The sequence below is a fragment of the Pseudomonas marginalis genome (assembly GCF_008692035.1).
Lineage (GTDB): Bacteria > Pseudomonadota > Gammaproteobacteria > Pseudomonadales > Pseudomonadaceae > Aquipseudomonas > Aquipseudomonas marginalis.
On record NZ_VTFG01000001.1, the window covers coordinates 1142979 to 1161638 of the forward strand.

At 64.0% G+C, this 18660-nt stretch carries 10 protein-coding genes; 2 read left to right on the top strand and 8 right to left on the bottom strand.

Annotated elements, in window-relative coordinates:
* Positions 1–33 precede the first annotated feature (33 nt).
* On the top strand, positions 34–4689 hold the full coding sequence (locus FX984_RS04935) for a dermonecrotic toxin domain-containing protein (RefSeq protein ID WP_146478015.1): 4656 nt from the start codon (positions 34–36) through the stop codon (positions 4687–4689).
* Positions 4690–4816: 127 nt separating this feature from the next.
* Here FX984_RS04935 and FX984_RS04945 read toward each other — a convergent pair whose 3' ends face one another.
* Together FX984_RS04945 and FX984_RS04950 are read right to left on the bottom strand one after the other, a co-directional pair.
* Positions 4817–7192, bottom strand: coding sequence for an efflux RND transporter permease subunit (locus FX984_RS04945; protein WP_098479311.1), 2376 nt, complete (start codon positions 7190–7192; stop codon positions 4817–4819).
* 15 nt (positions 7193–7207) lie between these two features.
* Positions 7208–8236: a WD40/YVTN/BNR-like repeat-containing protein gene (locus FX984_RS04950; RefSeq protein ID WP_178087829.1), complete on the bottom strand. Its 1029-nt coding sequence runs from the start codon at positions 8234–8236 to the stop codon at positions 7208–7210.
* A 298-nt stretch (positions 8237–8534) separates the two neighbouring features.
* On the opposite strand from FX984_RS04950, the gene FX984_RS04955 reads away from it, so the two are divergent.
* Complete coding sequence (locus tag FX984_RS04955; RefSeq protein WP_098479310.1) at positions 8535–9650, top strand: Gfo/Idh/MocA family protein; 1116 nt, start codon at positions 8535–8537, stop codon at positions 9648–9650.
* Positions 9651–9721: 71 nt separating this feature from the next.
* Here FX984_RS04955 and FX984_RS04960 read toward each other — a convergent pair whose 3' ends face one another.
* From FX984_RS04960 to FX984_RS04985, 6 genes are all read right to left on the bottom strand, one after another.
* A complete protein-coding gene (locus FX984_RS04960; protein ID WP_133822097.1) occupies positions 9722–10540 on the bottom strand; it encodes a hypothetical protein in 819 nt (272 codons plus the stop codon).
* Between the two features lie 142 nt (positions 10541–10682).
* Positions 10683–12386 (bottom strand): AMP-binding protein, encoded by a 1704-nt coding sequence (locus tag FX984_RS04965; RefSeq protein ID WP_146478014.1) that lies wholly within the window; start codon positions 12384–12386, stop codon positions 10683–10685.
* Positions 12387–12417: 31 nt separating this feature from the next.
* Positions 12418–13716 (bottom strand): acetyl-CoA C-acetyltransferase, encoded by a 1299-nt coding sequence (locus tag FX984_RS04970; RefSeq protein WP_146478013.1) that lies wholly within the window; start codon positions 13714–13716, stop codon positions 12418–12420.
* Positions 13713–14603 carry a MaoC/PaaZ C-terminal domain-containing protein gene (locus FX984_RS04975; RefSeq protein WP_092356806.1) on the bottom strand — a complete coding sequence of 297 codons (891 nt, stop codon included), beginning with the start codon at positions 14601–14603 and terminating at the stop codon, positions 13713–13715. The genes FX984_RS04970 and FX984_RS04975 overlap by 4 nt, the downstream gene beginning before the upstream one ends.
* Positions 14604–14606: 3 nt before the next feature.
* On the bottom strand, positions 14607–15950 hold the full coding sequence (locus FX984_RS04980) for a 3-oxoacyl-ACP reductase (protein ID WP_146478012.1): 1344 nt from the start codon (positions 15948–15950) through the stop codon (positions 14607–14609).
* A 135-nt stretch (positions 15951–16085) separates the two neighbouring features.
* On the bottom strand, positions 16086–18611 hold the full coding sequence (locus FX984_RS04985) for an acyl-CoA dehydrogenase (protein WP_146478011.1): 2526 nt from the start codon (positions 18609–18611) through the stop codon (positions 16086–16088).
* Between the last annotated feature and the right edge of the window lie 49 nt (positions 18612–18660).

Consider the following 18660-nt stretch of genomic DNA (forward strand, 5'->3'; position numbering starts at 1 on the left):
CGCCATGCATGGCATCGCCTGAAAAGGATTTTTATGCAACTACCTGACCCTATTGCCCACGCCGTCAGCGCACGCTTCACCCAGCGCCCGGCGCTGGAAACCGTGATTCGCGAGCAACTCGCCACGGCCATCGGCGCCACGTACCCCAGCCTCAGCCTGGACCTGCGCCGCACCCGCCTGGCCCGGCCACAACGCCGCGGCTGGCTGCTGCAACCCTTTATGCCGGTGGTCCACGATGCCCTGGCCAGTGGTGCGCCATTGGATTTCAGCGAGGTCAACGGCTCGCCCTGGTACCTTTCGGACGAGCCACCCAAACGCCTGAAACTGCCCGGCCTGACCGAGGAAAAACTCGACATGCAGGTCATCGCGAAGCAGGTCGGCGAACTGCCGCAAACGCTGCCCATCGCCCTGCAGAATGCGCTGGCGGCGTATTGGGACACCGGCCCCTGGCACTGGCTGGCCGGCGTCTTGCGGGACACCCTGCGCATCGGCGCCCTGGGCCAGGCCGGCCTGGACCAACCCGCCAGGGAAACCCTGGAACAATTGATCGACTGCCCTGACCGCGAGGCCCGCCTTGCGCGGCATGGGGTGAATGCGGTGTTTGCCTACGCCCTGCAAGCCACCCTCACCCACGCCGAACGCTCGGTCACACGGATGGGGCCGCAGCTGGCATTGATTCGTGCCGTCAACAGCAAGGTCTCGGTGGTGCTGTGTGACCCGCAGCACACCGCCGAGGTTTTCCCGAGCATGGACGCCCTGATCCAGGCCTGTGGCCAGCGACTGGGCCGCCAGTACCAGGTCGACGACATCCTGATTCAACGCTACGAGCCCGATGGCGATATCTTCGAGCACCAGGCGTCGATGATCCTCGATCGCCAGCTCGAAGACCTCGGCAACCTGCGCCTGCCCACCGGCCAGCCGTTCAGTACCTGGCAGGCGCTGTACGCCGAGATCACCGACCCGGGGCGGTTTTTCCGCGACACGCCAACCGCCCCGCCCCAGACCCTGGACACCCTGCGCCAGCACCTGCCGGCCTGGCTGCGCGACGCCGATGCCGACGACCAGGCCACGTACCGGCGCTACGCCCTCGCCATGGCCGGCGCCAAACGGCGCGCGGCGGGGCGTACGGCCTTCAGCCAGATCGATGACCTGCGCACCTACACCGTCAAGGCGTTGTTGCAGGCCTTGCAGCAGGATGCCGTGACCCTGGGCAGCTCGGCCCTCGCATTGCCTTCCGTCGGCGCCTTGCACCCCGATGACCTGCAACTGACCTTCACTATTGCCGCCGGCTACCCAGGTACGTCAGGGATCATTCGCCATGAACGCATGAGCCTGACCGACCTGGCCATCGACAACTTGTCCAGCCGTCCCAGCGGCAGCGTGACCCTCACCCACCGCCACGGCCTGCCCCTGCCGGCCTGGCTGACCGCCGACTACCTGATGGGAGCCGACGGCCCGGTGGCGCGCGTGGACATCGGCCAGCACTACCCGCGGCTGCTGGAGGCCCACTGGCTGGGGGAAAGCCCCGAGGCACTCCGGCGCGAAACCCTGTTCGCCCAACAACAGGCCGTGCAGTTGCCGTTGCTGGCCCTGGAATTGGCCCTCAAGCAGCAAGCCGGCCTGAGCGCCCGGGGCGCACGCCTGGTGGCGGCACTGATGGAGCCCGAAGCCACCAACCAGAAGGTCGACCAGCAGCCGGTGGTGATCCGTCACCTGGCCCTGCTGTCGGCATCCGGCGCCCATCCGGACACGGTCAGCGCCATGTACCTGATCGAGCCGCAGGACATCGGCGGCGGCCCCCATGTGTTGTATCGCCCGCTGTACGCCGAGGCGCTGCAGGAATTTGCCAGCCGTGAGGCGCTGCTGGAGGCCATCGCCGAAACCGGGCCGCTGCAGGACAGCGTATTGACCTGGCTGAGTGACAGGGCCCGGCCGATCTACGCCAATGGCGGGTTCCGCGAGCCCCACTCATTGCGCTTTGGCCAGGGCGACGAGTTTGCCCCCTTGCACAGGCCAGCGCCGGCCACCCTGGCCGCCGATGGCATCAATGACGAGTTGCAGCAGTGCCTGGTGACCGGGCGCCTGATGACGTACCTGTACAGTGATCACGCCCGGGCCCTGATCGAACAGGCCAACCGCGAATCGGTGTCCAACAGCGAAAGCCGCTGGCAGGTGCTGCGCGAAGGCAGCAGCCTGTTGTTCGGCAACCTGTTGCTTCCGCTGCTGCGTGGGCCGGCCATGCTGACCGGCTGGCTGTGGGGCCTGATGGCCAGCCTGGGCGAGGACATTCCGGCACTGGCCTCCGAAGACCCGCAAGCGCGCGAACTGGCCAGCGTCGACCTGCTGCTCAACCTGGGGTTGCTGTTGTTCGAAGCCGTGCCCGCGATCACCGCCGCGCCCCCCGCGCTGGCGGCGGGGCTCAAGGACCAAGCGTTGCCCCCGCCCCTGGCCCCGTGGGTCGCCGAGCAGTGGCCGCAACCGCCCCCGCCCGCCATCCGCGAAGGCGCGGTTATCCTGCCCGGTGCGCTGGAGCGGGTGGACAACACCGTACTGGACTTGAGTTTTACCCAGGCTCGCTCGCGCCTGACCACGATCCAGCGCCGCCGCCTGGCCAGCTTCAGCACCCCACGCCCGACGCCCCTGCCCCAACCGGTGTTGAACGGGCCACGCCGGGGGCTTTACCCCGTCGAAAACCGCTGGCATGCCCTGGTGGACAACCAGTGGCTGCAAGTTGCCCTGGAGCCGGAAGGCGATATCCGCGTGGTGATGCCTGGCGACGCCAGCCTCAACGGCCCGTACTTGCGCAGCGACGGCCACGGGGAGTGGTCGGTAGACACCCGCCTGCGACTGCGTGGCGGCATGCCGCCGAAACGGATTGCCGCCGAACGCCAGCGCCAGGCGCAACGCATCAGCGAACTGAAGAAGAGTTTCGAACAGTTCATCCAGGGCCAGGTGGCCATGCAGGGACGGCTCGACGTGATCCTGGCGGTGATGACCAGAACCGCCGAAGACTCGCGCTTCAGCGAAGCGCAACACGCCGACAGTCGCCAACGATTCGATACCGCACTGCAGGAACAGACCCAGGGCTACCAGCAGCAACTGGACAGCCTGCCGGAACGCAGCAGGCTGGGGATTGCCCTGCCGCCCCGGTCGGTGGCGAGCCTGTTGGAAAATGTCATCAACAACGTGCGCAAACACGTGGTGGTGGCCGAAAAAGACCGCGCGGCGCTCTACCGCAGCCACCCTCACTTCACTACCAAGGGCGGCCGCCTGGCCGAAGCGGTGCTGACCGATTTCCCGGCCTACCGCCAGTTCATTCGCGCAATGATTGCCATCAATGAGCGCTCGGTGCGCTGGCTCGAACTGCGCGATCGCTACCTCGAGCAGCTGTTCAACCTCGGCACTGCCAGCGCGGAAGACTACATTCGCCTGACCGCGGAACGCCCCCAGGAAATCAGCGTGCTGGCCGTCAAGGACCTGCTGATGCGCAACTACGAACTGATGACCCATAAACACCCTGGTCATCCCTTGGTGGAGGTGCTGATCGATATCCTTGAGCCGCTCCAGGAACACTTGCGTACCCAGGCCGACCTGAACGACCTGGAACTGTCGGCAGAGGAACGCGTCAACGTGCTGGAAAGCCTGGTGGAGCACTATGGCCGGGGGCTGGACTCGTTGCAGGGGGTTGGGATCGTCAACGCCGATGAGTTCGATGGCGACTATTTCGCCAAGCTGGTCAAGCTGGTGCAGGCGCTGTACGAGGAGGCCGCCAGTCAGTTGGCCAGCGAAATCAAGCCGCTTGCCCTGCCCGCCCCGCGCCCGAGCCGGCGCAGCCCGACGGCGGTGGGGAGACCGCAGAAAAAGGTCATCCGCACCTCGAAAAAAGGCACCTTTATCGGCGAGGTCAAACCGCTGGGCACGCTGGAAACCGTGGAGGTTCGCTCGGAAGTCACGGGCGAGGTGCTGGGCACCTACTCGCAACGGGGCGAACAATGGATCGAGTTCAAGGAGTCGCCGCCCTCACCTACCGCGCCGGCTCCCCGCAGCCTGAGCCTGGTCAAGGGGGAAGCGCGCAAACTGCTGGGCATGCTGGAAGAGCACCTGAAACGCGGCGATCAATACAAGAAAATCTCCAGGCATCCGGAAGAGGTCCAGGAGGTGCTGCAGTATGAGTCGGTGCGCTACGACAAGTTGGCGACCGAACTGCATCAGGCCATCCAGGCCCAATCGGCCGAGGCCCGCACGCTCGCGGACCAGAACCTGGAGCGTGACATGCGCCAGGCGGCGGCACGCCTGAGCGAGCGCGGCCTGGCCCTGCGTATTCAACTGTGCCTGGAGCTCCCCCCCACCCACGGCAACCTGGAATTCCTGATCGAACAAAAGCGCGCGAACATGGCGCTGCTGGGCGAACGCATTCAACTGATCGGCGACCGCCGGGACTTTGTCCAGGAATACGCAATCAACGACCAGGGTGGCTACCCCTTGTGGTACGCCCACTTCCACTACCCGGCAGCCGACACGCCCAAGCTGGCCTACACCGCCGCCCACCTGAAGACCCGCGAACAGCGCCGGGTCAGTTACTACTCGCAACTGGCCAGGGCCCAAAGCCCCCAGGCCGTGGTGGATGTGCATCGTGGCTTGATCGGCAAGGCGCTGGCGCAGCGCTGGTTCCTGCCGCTGGCCCGCTGACAGGACTGTGGCGAGGGCGCTTGCTCCCGTTGGACTGCGCAGCAGTCCCATTGTTGGGGCCGCTTCGCGGCCCAGCGGGAGCAAGCTCCCTCGCCACCACAGTTCGCTCGCTGCTCTTTAGCCAGGCTCAGTGGGCAAACAACGAGTTACCCTTCTGCCCCGCCAGCTTCTCGGGCTTGATCAGGAAGCGTGCCAGCGCCGGCAGCAGCCACAACGCACCGAACATGTTCCACAGCAGCATGAAGGTCAGCATCAGGCCCATGTCGGCCTGGAACTTGATCGCCGAGAAGATCCAGGTGCACACGCCGATGGCCAGGCACAGGCCGGTAAACAGCACGGCCTTGCCGGTGGACTTGAGCGTCTGGTAATAGGCTTCCTGCAACGGCAAACCGGCACGCAGGAAACTTTCCAGGCGGCTGTAGATGTAGATGCCGTAGTCCACGCCGATCCCCACCCCCAGGGCCACCACCGGCAAGGTCGCGACCTTGACGCCGATGCCCATGAACGCCATCAGCGCGTTGCCCAGCACCGAGGTCAGCACCAGCGGCAGCACGATGCACAGGGTCGCCGCCCAGGAGCGGAAGGTGATCATGCACATGGTCGCCACGCACAGGTACACCAGGATCAGGATGGTCAGCTCCGATTCCTTGATCACCTCGTTGGTGGCCGCCTCGATCCCGGCGTTACCGGCAGCAAGGATGAATTCCAGGCCGTCCTTGTTGTTCTCCTTGGCGAAGTCCTGTACCGCATGCACCGCGCGGTCGAGGGTCTCGGCCTTGTGGTCATTGAGGAACACCAGCACCGGCGCCAGGGAGCAATTGTTGTTGTACAGGCCGTCGGCGCGGGCGATGGAGTTGTTCAACACGTCGGGGTTGCGCGACAGGGTTTCCCATTTCAGGTTGCCCTCGTTCATGCCCTTGATCATCTGCTTGGACACGGTCACCAGCGAGATGGCCGACTGCACGCCCTCGGTGTTCTGCATCTTCCACATCAACTGGTCGATGGGCGCCATGGCTTCATAGCGCGAGCAACCTTCGGCCTTGGTCTTGACCATCACCACCAGCACGTCGGAGCTGGTGGAGTAGTTGCTGATGATGAAGTTGTTGTCCTTGTTGTAGCGCGAGTCCGGGCGCAGCTCCGGCGCGCCCTGGTCGAGGTCGCCGATCTTCAGGTTCTGGCTGTACCAGAGGCCGCCGCCAAAGGCGACCAGCGCGAGCAGGACCGAGACCGGCGCGACTTTGGGGCTGGCGAATTTCGACAGCAGGCGCCAGAACGGATGTTCTCGGTGCGCGTCCTTCTTGCTCCGGGCGATGGCCCGCTTGCTGATACCCGCATAGGAAATCGCCACCGGCAGCAGGATCAGGTTGGTGAACACGATCACCGCCACGCCGATGGACGCGCCGATGGCCAGTTCGCGGATCACGCCGATATCGATAATCAGCAGGGTAATGAAACCCACCGCATCCGCCAGGATCGCGATCATCCCCGGCAGGAACAGTTGCCGGAAGGTGCGCCGCGCGGCCGTCAAGGCGTTGTCCGCCTCGCTGGATTGCAGGGCGATACCGTTGATCTTCTGCACACCGTGGGAAATCCCGATGGCGAAGATCAGGAACGGCACCAGCATCGAGTACGGGTCCAGCCCGAAGCCGAAGAAGTGCATCAGGCCGAGTTGCCAGACCACCGCCACCAGTGTGGTGCTCAACACGGCGATGGTGCTGCGCAGGCAGTTGGTGAACCACAGCAATAGAACCAGGGTGATGACGAAGGCAACGCCGAAGAACAGCACCACCATCACCAGGCCGTCGATCAGGTCGCCGACCTTCTTGGCGAAGCCGACGATGTGGATCTTGACGTTGGGGTTCTGGGCTTCGAACTTGTCGCGGATCTTGTCTTCGAGTTCATGGGAGAACTTGCGGTAATCCAGGGCCAGCAGCTTGCCCTGGTCCTGCGGGTCCGGGTAGGACTCCAGCAGCGGGATGTCGACGATACTCGACTTGAAATCGTTGGCCACCAGCCGTCCGACCTGGCCGGACTTAAGCACGTTATTGCGCAGTTGATCGAGGCTTTGCGTCGAGCCGTTGTAGCTCTGCGGGATCACTTCACCGCCGGCGAAGCCCTCTTCGGTGACTTCGGTCCAGCGTACGCTGGGGCTCCACAGCGACTTGAGGCCCGAACGATCGACGCCGGAGATGTAGAACACCTCGTCGTTGATCTGCCTTAGGGTCTCCATGTATGACTGAGTGAAGATGTCACCGTCCTTGGCCTCCACCGAGATACGCACCGTGTTGCCCAGGTTGGCCAGGTCGTTACGGTGCTCCATCATCTTTTCGATGAAGGGATGCTTGAGGGGGATCATCTTTTCAAAGCTGGTGGACGGGCGAATCAACGTCGCCTGCCAGAACAGGAAAATGCTCACCAGCAGGCAGATCACGATGACTGCCGGGCGGTTATTGAAGATCAGGCGCTCAAGAAAGGTCGCTTTATCGTTGTGATGACTGCTCATGCGTTCCCCGCCTTCTTATTGTTTTGTCGGTTCGGCGCCAGTGGGTGTGGCGACGCGAACACCACCCTGCCCGACCAGAATCAAGTTGCCGTTGCCTGCCGCCGTGACGGCCGACAATGAAATACGATCGGGGCGATTGAACACGCTGAAGGTCCGGCCGTCGTCATGGCTGACCACCACGCTGCCGCCGTTGCCGACCACCACCAGCGAACCGTCTTCGAGCAAGGTGGCCCCCGACAGGCCGAACTCCAGGGCCCCGCGTGCGGCATTGAGTTCGACTTGTTCCCAGGTGCTGCCGAAATCCGTGGAGCGGTAAAGATTGCCGCGCAAGCCGTAGGCCAGCAGGGTTTGGGGTTGTGCGGTGCTGATCACGCCAAACAGCGAGCCCTCGTAGGGGCCTTCGAGTTTTTCCCAGGTCTGGCCGTCGTCGCTGGAGCGGAACATGCTGCCCTGCTCGCCGACGATAAACAGGCCGGCGTCCTTGATCCGGGCTATGGCGTTGAGGTGAAACTGGTCTTCATTGTCGAGGCGGTCGCTGACGTCTTCCCAGGTCTTGCCGCCGTCGGTGGTTTCGATCAGCGCCCCATAGGCGCCCACGGCCAGGCCGTGGTGGGCATCGTTGAACCACACGTCGAGCAACGGCGCTTCACGCTTGAGGTCTTGATACTGCTGGGTCCAGGTGGCACCGCCGTCGGTGCTGGCGAGGATTTGCGCATCATGGCCGACTGCCCAGCCCTGCTTGTCATCGACGAAATACACCGCCGTGAGCAGTTGCCGGGTGGGGACCTTGGCTTGGGTCCAGGTGCTGCCCTGGTCATCGGAATAGAGGATGTGCCCGCGATCACCGACCGCCACCAGGCGCTTGCCGGCATGCACGACATCGATCATCAGGCCTTTGGCGGCCTTGGGGGATTCAATCGCAAAAGAGCTATCGCTGGCGGCCTGGACAACGGTCGGCAACGCGACAGTCCCAAACAGCGAGAGCGCTGCGGCCAGCAACGCAACCCTGCGTGCGGCGCGTGGGCGGCAAACAACCCAACCCATGACAGGCTCACTCATAGACCTTTCTCCCATTTATTATTGTTAGGTCGTCTCGCCTTCCCGGGCCCTGAAACCTGCAATCTAGAGCGCCTGGAGGAAGCAGGGGCCATCCTATCGGGCTTTCGAATCGTCTGACAATCGGTGCTACGTTATCTTTTGTTAACTGACGGCGTTTGGCCATGCCTGAATAGGCGGGTATCAACCAGGCTGATTAATGAATTTTTATTCCATCTATTGAAATTTAGGAATTTTTATTCCATTAATAGCCTTCCTGAAAACAATAATCCAAAGGACCACGGCTATGCGTGAACTCGGAATCGGCTTGATCGGCACAGGCTTCATGGGCCGCGCCCACGCCCTGGCATTCAACAATGCCCGGGCGGTATTTGAACTGCCGGTACACCTCAAGCTGGCCGCCCTGGCCGATGCCGATACCGAGCGCGCCCAGCGCTGTGCCACGGCCTGGGGGTTTGCCCAGGCCCACGGCGACTGGCAGGCGCTGATCGACGACCCGGCCGTGGATGTGGTGGCCATCACCACGCCGAACCACCTGCACTTTCCCATGGCGATGGCGGCCATTGCAGCGGGCAAGGCGGTGTACTGCGAAAAACCCCTGGCGGTCAGCCTGGAGCAGGCCGATGCCATGCGCCAGGCCGCCCGCGAAGCCGGGGTGGTGACGCGGGTCGGCTACAACTACCAGCACAACCCGATGATCGGCCTGGCGCGGCAACTGATTGCCGAGGGCGACCTCGGCGACATCATCAGCTTCCAGGGCGAGTTCAGCGAAGACTTCATGGCCGACCCGGCGTCACCGTGGTCGTGGCGCTGTGAAGTGGAGCATGCCGGTGGCGCCCTGGCGGACCTGGGCAGCCACTTGCTGTCGATGGCGCGTTACCTGGTGGGCGATGTGACCGGCGTGTGTGCCGACACCCAGACCGTCCACGCCCAACGCCCGGCCGTCAAAGGCAGCGCCGAGCAGAAAGCCATCGCCGTGGATGACCAGGTGCACGCCCTGCTGCGCTTCGCCAACGGTGCGCGCGGCACGGTGAGCAGCAGTTGGCTCAAGCACGGTTACAAGAACCACCTGAGTTTCGAGATCAGCGGCACCAAGGGCACCTTGGCGTTCGATCAGGAGCGCTTGAATGAACTGCGCCTGTGCCGTGTCGGCCAGGACGGTTTCCAGCGTCTGCTGGCAGGTCCTGCCCTGCCCGGCTACGCGGCATTCAGCCCGGCGGCGGGGCATCAACTGGGGTACAACGAGCTGAAGACCCTGGAGGTGCAGGAGTTGATCATGGCCGTGGCGGGGCAAGGCGCGGATGGCACCGACTTTGACGCGGCGTGGGAGGTGGAACGGCTGGCGACGGCGATTCGTGTGGCGGCCCGTGAAGAGCGCTGGGTCAACCTAAACTCGCTCTGAAGCGCAATGCAAAACCCTTGTGGGAGGGGCAAGCCCCCTCCCAACTTTCAGATCACCTGCACACCTCTCAATCAGCGGAAGTGAAGCCTGTCGAGCATGTCGGGACGCCTGAGGAGTTCCTTCGCCAGCCAGGCCTGGCGACCGAAGTAGGGATGCCTGGTAACGGTCCAGTTGGCAACTTCATGCAGTTTTTCGAGGCTGAGGTGGATGGGCCACTGCGGGTCCTTGAACAGATCGAAATCACGCATCAGCTCTCGGGCCAACTCTTTGTCATTCTGGTTTTTAAACATCGTGATGTTGAGGTTGTTTCGATCGATCAGGCTATCCAGCCCGCCGGTGATATGGTGACGGTCCATATCGTCGACCAGGTCTCCACGCCTCATCAGTTCCCGTGCCAGGCGGATATTCTGGTCTTTGTCATAATCGCCGGTCAGCGGTTTGCCGGCCATATTCTTCAGGCCGTCCTTGGTGATGATCCCATGGGGTGCCTTGAAGTCATCGAACCTGTCGAGCAGCATGCGTGATAGGTCCGCATTGCTCTTGCTACCAAAACCGTAGCAGGGCTTGCAGGGGAACGGGTCGGGCCTTGGAGGGCGATGGGCGCCAAAGCAGTGACGGACGAACTGCTTGAAATTGCTCATAACCCCCGCCGGCCAATAACCTGCTTTGATCTGCTGTGCACGGTCACGCGCCTCGAAGCCGGCGGTACCCGCGTTCGCGTAAAACGCCGCCGACCGCGGGGTGTCACTCGACTGAAAGCTGATTGAGGCGCTCTTTTGCGGAGTGGCGGACGCATTCGCCGTTGGTTTTGGGGAAGAGCTATTGCCCTGATCCACCTCCGGGTCCAGGCGTGAGGAAGTAACAGGTTTATCAAGAGCAGGCGCCAACATCGTTTGATGTCTCCAGTCCGGTTTGGCCAAAAAGTGTTCACCTGCCTGTCCAGCGTCGCACCAGGACGCAGATACACAGCGATAACGCTGGGTTGCAAGTAGTCCTTATGTGGCAAGCCTGTCCGAATCAGTTCCTGCCTTTCTAGCGCAAGGCTCGACGCAACACTTTGCCCACCGTCGTTTTAGGCAACTCGGTAGTGCGAAACTCCACATACCTGGGCACCTTGTAGCCCGTCAGGTATTCCCGGCAATGGGCGAGGAGCTGTTCCTGGGTCAGGTTCGGGTCCTTGCGCACCACGATGATCTTGACCTTTTCCCCCGTCACGCCGTCTTCCACGCCGATGGCCGCCACTTCGCCGACGCCCGGGTGCAGCGCCACCACGTCTTCGATTTCATTGGGGTACACGTTGAAGCCCGAGACCAGGATCATGTCTTTCTTGCGGTCCACCAGGCGGATATAGCCGCGTTCGTCCATCACGCCGATATCACCGGTCGACAACCAGCCCCCGGCGTCCAGCACCTCGGCGGTTTCCTTCGGCCGTTGCCAGTACCCCTGCATCACCTGTGGGCCGCGCACCTGCAGTTCGCCCTGCTCGCCGATATCGGCCAGTTCGCCGTCTTCACGCATAAACCGTACCCAGGTCGACGGTAAAGGAACACCTATGCTGCCGGTGAATTCCATTTCGCGCATGCGCGCAATGTCGATCGGGCTGATGCTCACCACCGGCGAGCATTCGGTGAGGCCGTAGCCTTCGATGATCGGCAGGCCGGTGACGTCCTTCCAGCGCTTGGCCACCGCCGTGTGCGTGGCCATGCCGCCGGCGATCACCATGCGCAGGTCGGAGAAGTCCCGAGCGCAGAACTCCTTATTCTCCAGCAAGCCGTTGAACAGCGTATTGACCCCGGCAATGCCATTGAAGCGCTCCTTGCGCAGGATCATCTGCACCCGCTTCACATCCCGCGGGTTGGCGATGAGGATGTTGCGCCCGCCCAGGCACATGAACATCAGGCAGTTCACCGTCAGGGAAAAGATGTGATACAGCGGCAGCAGGGTGACGTTGGTTTCCTGCTTGTCCTGGTCCAGCTGGTCGCCGACCCAGGCCTTGGCCTGCAACAGGTTGGCGATGATATTGCGATGGCTGAGCATCACGCCCTTGGCATCCCCGGTGGTGCCGCCGGTGTATTGCAGGAAGGCCAGGTCGTCGAGGTGCATGTCCACCGGGAAGTGGTTGAGCGCGCGGCCCTGTTTCAGCACCTGGTTGAAACGCACCGAGCCCCTCAGGTTGAACGCCGGCACCTGCTTTTGCACGCGACGCAGGATGAAGTTCATCGCCGCGCCCTTGAAGCTGCCAAGAAGATCACCGATGGCGGCCACCACCACGCGCTTGACGCGGCTGCCGGCGATGACTTTTTCCAGGGTATGGGCGAAGTTTTCGAAGATCACCACGGTTTCAGCGCCGCTGTCCTTGAGCAAGTGCTTGAGCTCATGGGCGGTGTACAACGGGTTGACGTTGACCACCACCGCACCGGCCAGGATCGTGCCCAGCAGGCAGATCGGGTACTGCAAGCAGTTGGGCATCATCAGCGCCACGCGGTCGCCCTTCTGTACGCCCTGGCCCTGCAGCCAGGCGGCAAACGCAATGCCTTGCACCTGCCAGTCGGCGTAGGTCATTTCGGTGCCGATGCTGACGTAGGCGACCCGCTCGCGAAATTTCTCCAGGTGCTCCAGGAACACCTCGCGCAACGACGGGTAGTCCTCGATACCGGCATCGATGTCCGCCGGGACGCCGGGCAGGTAAGCGTTCAACCAGACCCGTTCGGTATGTTCCAGGCTGATAGCGTTCATGGCAGTCTCCTTATTGTTGTTATTGATGGGGCTACTTTTCGACGATAGCGGTAATGCCCAGCCCGCCCGCCGCGCAGATGGAAATCAGGCCGCGACCGCCGCCCCGCTCGTGAATGGCCTTGGCCAGCGCCGCCAATTGCCGGCCACCGGTGGCGGCAAACGGGTGGCCGCAGCCGAGGGAACCGCCGTTGACGTTCATTTTGGCGCGGTCGATGGCCCCCAGCGGCGCCTCCAGGCCGAGCCGTTCGCGGCAGTAGTCGGCGTCTTCCCAGGCCTTGAGCGTGCACAGCACCTGGGCGGCAAAGGCTTCGTGGATCTCGAGGAAATCGAAGTCGGCGAAACTCAGCCCTTCGCGCTTGAGCATGCGCGGTACGGCGTAGGCCGGCGCCATCAGCAGGCCCTCCCTGCCGTCGACAAAATTCACCGCCGCCGTCTCGCCCGTGCGCAGGTAGGCCAACACCGGCCAGCCATGGGCGGCCGCCCACTCTTCGCTGGCCAGCAGCACCACCGAGGCGCCATCCGTCAGTGGCGTGGAGTTGCCCGCCGTGAGGGTACCGTGCTGGCGGTCGTAGGCCGGGGACAGGCCGGCGAGTTTCTCCAGGCTGGCGTCGGCGCGCAGGTTGTTGTCCCGCGCCAGGCCGCGATGGGGGCTGATCAGGTCGTCGAAGAAACCGCGCTGATACGCGGCATCCAGGCGCTGGTGGCTGGTGAGGGCCAACTCGTCCTGGGCCAGGCGCTTGATCTGCCAGCGTTGGGCCATGGCTTCGCAATGTTCGCCCATGGACAAACCGGTACGCGGCTCGCCATTACGCGGCAACAGCGGCTTGAACAACATCGACGGACGCACCTTCAGCAGTGCCTTCACCTTGTCGCCCATGCCCTTGGCGCGGTTGGCCGCGAGCAAGGTGTGGCGCAGGGATTCATTGATGCCGATGGGCGCGTCGGAGGTGGTGTCGGCGCCACCGGCGATGCCCACGTCGATCTGGCCGAGGGCGATCTTATTCGCCACCAGCAAGGCCGCTTCCAGGCCGGTGCCGCAGGCTTGCTGCACATCGTAGGCCGGGGTCTGCGGGGACAAGGTGGTCGACAGCAGCGATTCACGCGCCAGGTTGAAATCCCGCGAATGCTTGATCACCGCGCCGGCGGCAAACTCGCCCAGGCGCTGGCCGTGCAGGTTGTAACGGTCGACCAGGCCTTGCAGCGCCGCCACCAGCAGGTCCTGATTGCTGTCGTGGGCGTACACCGTGTTGGAACGGGCAAACGGAATGCGGTTGCCGCCGATGATCGCCACGCGGCGGGTCGGGGCCGGGTTGAAGCTGTAGTCACTCATGTAGGGCTCTCATTCCAGACAAATAGCCCGCGCATATGCGGTTTGTCGCCGGCGAAATTGCGCACTTCGAATTCGCGCCGCGGGCCGCTCACGGGGTGTTGCCACAGGGCGACCTGGCCGGGCAGGAAGATCGGCAGCTTGAAGTCGCAATGGGCTTCGGCCTGACCCAGGCCCCCGGGGGGTTGTTGAGCGGCCAATGCGCGGCCGAGGGTCCACATGCCATGGGCGATGGCGCGGCGAAAGCCGAAGAGCCTGGCGCCGATCAGCGAGGTGTGGATCGGATTGAAATCCCCCGAGACCGTGGCGAAGCGCCGGCCCAGGTCCGCAGGCAGTATCCAGCGCTGGGTGCGTAACAGGCCCTCCTCCTGCAACGCCAGCGCGTCCTCCCATGGCTCGCCGACGGGACCTTTCACCTCGCGGCGCAGGTACAGGCTGTCGCTTTCCCACACCAGGGTGCCGCTGCTGTAGGCCCGGGTGGCGATGCTCAGCGCCTGGCCCTTGGCATGGGCCACCCAGCGTTCGCAAAAGACTTCCAGGCGCAGTGCCTGGCCTTCCTGCAGGCGCTGGTGCTGCCGAATGCGGTTGGCCAGGTGCACCATGCCGCTGGCCGGATACGGGAAACTCGGACGGGTCAGCAGCATCAGGTGCAGGGGGAACGCCAGCACATGGGGGTACGACAGCGGCACGCCCTGTTCGCGGCGAAAGCCACAGGCACGGCCGTAAGCCGCAATGCCCGCAGCGGACAATTCCACCGCCGAGCGCACCAGGCGCTCCCTGGGCAACAGCGGTGCGCCGTCGAGCTTGGGTTTGCGCAGGGCACGTACGCCGTCCAGCAACAGGCGCGCGCGTGATGGCGGTGGGTCGATGATCTGCGTCACGTAGTCCATGGCTCAGGCTCCCAGCAGGCTTTGGCCGCACACGCGCACGACCTGGCCGTTGACCCCGCCCGACGCCGGGTGCGCCAGCCAGGCAATGGTTTCGGCCACATCGATCGGCTGCCCGCCCTGGGACATCGAGTTCATGCGCCGCCCGGCCTCGCGAATCATCAGCGGGATCTTGGCGGTCATCTGGGTCTCGATAAATCCAGGTGCTACCGCATTCACCGTCACCTGTTGCGCCGCCGCACGCGGGGCCAGGCCTTGCACCAGGCCGATCACGCCGGCCTTGGAGGTGGCGTAGTTGCTTTGCCCGAGGTTGCCGGCAATGCCGGAGATCGACGACACGCACACGATGCGAGCTCCAGGATTCAAACCCTGGTTGTCCAGCAAGGCATTGCTCAGGTTCAACGGCGCTTCAAGGTTGACCGCCAACACGCTGCGCCAGGCCGCTTCAGGCATCTTGGCGATGGTCTTGTCGCGGGTGATCCCGGCGTTGTGCACCACCACATCGAAGGCACCGTATTGGCCGACATGGGCATGCAACTGGGCAGCGGCGTCCGCTGCCGTGATGTCCAACGGCAGCGCCGAACCGTCCACACTCGCGGCCGCCTGTTGCAGCGAGTCCTGGGCCTGGGGCACGTCCACGCAGACCACATGGGCGCCCTCGCGGGCCAGGACCTGGGCGATGGCCAGGCCAATGCCTCGGGAAGCGCCGGTGACCAGCGCGCGGCGGCCGGCGAAGGGTTTGTCCCAATTGACGGCGACCTGCCCATCCACCGGTTTTTCCAGGCGCACCACCTGCCCCGACACATAGGCCGAACGCCGCGACAGGAAGAAACGCAGGCTGCTGTCCAGTGCGTCTTCCGCTCCCGGTGCCACGTACAGCAACTGCACGGTGATCGCCCGGCGCAACTCCTTGGCCAATGAACGCACCAGGCCTTCGAGCGCACGCTGGGCGATGGCCTGGGGCAACTCGGTGCAGTGTTCCGGCGCGGTGCCCAGCACCACAACGCGGCCGTGTTGGCCCAGGCGCCTGGCGTTGGCGTGGAAGAACTCATAGAGCTCGTCCAGTTGCTGCAGGCCGGTTATGTCGCTGGCATCGAACACTGCGCCCTGCACCTTGACCGTGGACGGCGCCTTGAGCGTCGCCGGGGTGGCGGTGACCGTGTCGGTGGCGCTGAATACCTGTTGCACCTGCGCAGCCAGGCGCCCTGCCCCGGCGACAATCACCGGGTTGGCCAGGCCTGGCTGGCCGCTGCGGTGACGCTGCAACGGCACGGGCTGGGGCAAGCCCACCACCTGGGCCAGGCGACGGCCCCAGGGGGAATTGACGAACGATAGGTAGCTGTCACTCATAGATAGATCCACTCACCACACAAACTTGCCGTGTAAACCCGGTCTGTGTGGGAGGGGGCTTGCCCCCGATAGCGGTGTGTCAGACCACAGGATGGGTATAGACAAATCGCTATCGGGGGCAAGCCCCCTCCCACATCAGTTGACCGGGGCGTTTTCACCTTGGGCGGCTCGGCGTTTGGGCGCCGGTTCCAACGCCTGCCTGCGCTGCTGCAACGCCTCCAGCAAACCGAAGTCCTGGGGGAAGTCATCCACCTGGATAGCGTGGTCGGCGTATTCCACATAGCGCGCCAGCAAGGCGTCTTCGTCGTCGCTGATCAGGTCCAGCGCCCGCGCCTTGACGCGCCAGGCGGTAAAGGCCGTGGCGGCAATCGGCATCGGTTCGAGCAGGCCTTGCCTGATGGCCGGCTTGAGCCGGGCGTCGATCAGCTCGACTTGCGGCAGCAGGCGGAAGCCCAACTCGCCGTAGGCCAGCTTGTCGATTTCCGGACGCGGAATGTAGGAATTGGCCAGCAGGCGGTCGCGGGTTTCGCCGGGGATCTGCACCACATCGGCCACCTGGGCCAGCAGCTGATCCGAAGGTTTGCGCAACGCAATACCGAACGGGAACGTCAAGCCACGCAGCACCGCCGCCGCCGCTGTGGAGGGGTAGTTGTCCAGCACTTCGGCAAGGGCTTCATGGGCACGCAGCAATGCGTCCTGTGCCGCCCAATGCACCAGCGGCAGGTCTGCCTGGGGCCGGCCGTCGTCCTCGAAGCGCTTGAGCACGCAGGACAGGATGTACAGCTGCGACAGAATATCGCCCAAACGCCCGGTGATACTTTCCTTGCGCTTGAGGGCACCGCCCAGCACGCCCATGGAAATATCCGAGATCAGCGCCAGCACCACCGACAGGCGATTGGCCTGGCGATAGTAGGACGCCAGCGCCGGGTCGGTCTTGGCCGGTACGGAAATCAGGCGCCCGCCGGTCAGGGCATGCACCGCCGAACGTACGGTGTTGGCCAATACAAAGCTCACATGGCCGAACATCGCGCTATCAAAGTCTTCCAGCGCCTGGCGCCGGTCCGGGTTGCGCGCCGCTTCCATTTCGCGGAACACATAGGGATGGCAACGAATCAGGCCCTGGCCAAAGATGATCAGGCAGCGCGTCATGATGTTCGCGCCTTCCACCGTGATGGCGATGGGGCTTTGCTGATAGGCACGGGCCAGGAAGTTATTCGGGCCCATGCAGATGCCCTTGCCGGCAACAATGTCCATGCCGTCGTTGACGATCATCCGCGCGCGTTCGGTGACGTGGTACTTGGCGATGGCCGAGATCACCGAGGGCTTCTCACCGGCATCCAATGAAGCCACCGAGACCTTGCGCACCGCATCGCAGGCATACAGATGCCCGGCCATGCGCGCCAGCGGCGCCTGCACCCCTTCGAACTTGCCGATGGGCAAGCCGAACTGTTTGCGCATCGCCGCGTAGGCCGTGGTACCACGCACCGCGACCTTGCCCAGGCCGACGTTGGCCGACGGCAGGGAAATCGCGCGGCCGGCGGCCAGGCACTCCATCAACATGCGCCAGCCGTTGCCGACCTGTTCGCGGCCACCGATCACCCACTCCAGCGGGATGAACACATCCTTGCCGGTGGTCGGGCCGTTCTGGAATACCGCGTTGAGCGGCCAGTGCCGGCGACCACTGTTTACGCCGGGATGGGAGGTGGGGATCAGGGCACAAGTGATGCCGAGAGAGCCCTTCGGCCCCAGCAATCCGTCCGGATCTTCCGCGCGAAACGCCAGACCGAGCACCGTGGCGATCGGCCCGAGGGTGATATAGCGCTTGTCCCAGGTCACACGAAACCCCAGTACCTCCTGGCCTTCATGGGTGCCTTTACAGACGATGCCCAGATCGGGAATCGCCCCGGCATCGGAGCCGGCGTACGGGCTGGTCAGGGCAAAGCACGGGATGTCTTCGCCCCGGGCCAGGCGTGGCAGGTAGTAATTGCGCTGGGCATCGGTGCCGTAATGCAGCAGCAGTTCGGCCGGGCCCAGGGAGTTGGGCACCATCACCGAAATCGCCGCCGCCGAGCAGCGTGTCGACAGCTTCATCACTACCTGGGAATGGGCATAGTGGGAGAAGCCTTTGCCGCCGTACTGCTTGGGAATGATCATGCCAAGGAAGCCGGCGTCCTTGGTGTACTGCCAGCCTTCGGGGGACATGTCCTGCCAGACCTGGGTGGTTTCCCAGTCGTTGGCGATGTCGCACAGGGTTTCCACTTCATTGTCGAGAAAGGCTTGCTCCTCGGCGCTGAGGCTCGCCGGGGCCGCTTGCAGCAGGCGCTGCCAGTCGGGCTTGCCGCTGAACAGCTCGGCGTCCCACCACACGGTGCCGGACTCGATGGCGGCGCGTTCGGTGTCGGACATCGCCGGCATGATCGTGCGAAACAGATTGAGGGCCTTGCCGGTCAACAGCGCGCGGCGCAGCGGTTTGAGGCTCATCAACAACGCCGGCAATACCACCAGCACGGCCGCGACGGTGGCGCCGAAAGCCGCCACCCCATTGAACAGGTAACCCGCTGTCAGCCAGATCAGGCCAGCGCCCAGCCACAGGGTGGCGGCAGCTTGTCGATACGCCAGGGCAATCGCGGCTGCGACACCCACCAATAACCAGATAACCATGGGGATACCTCTACTCGATTCAGGGCGTGGTTTACGTGCGAAAGGTCGG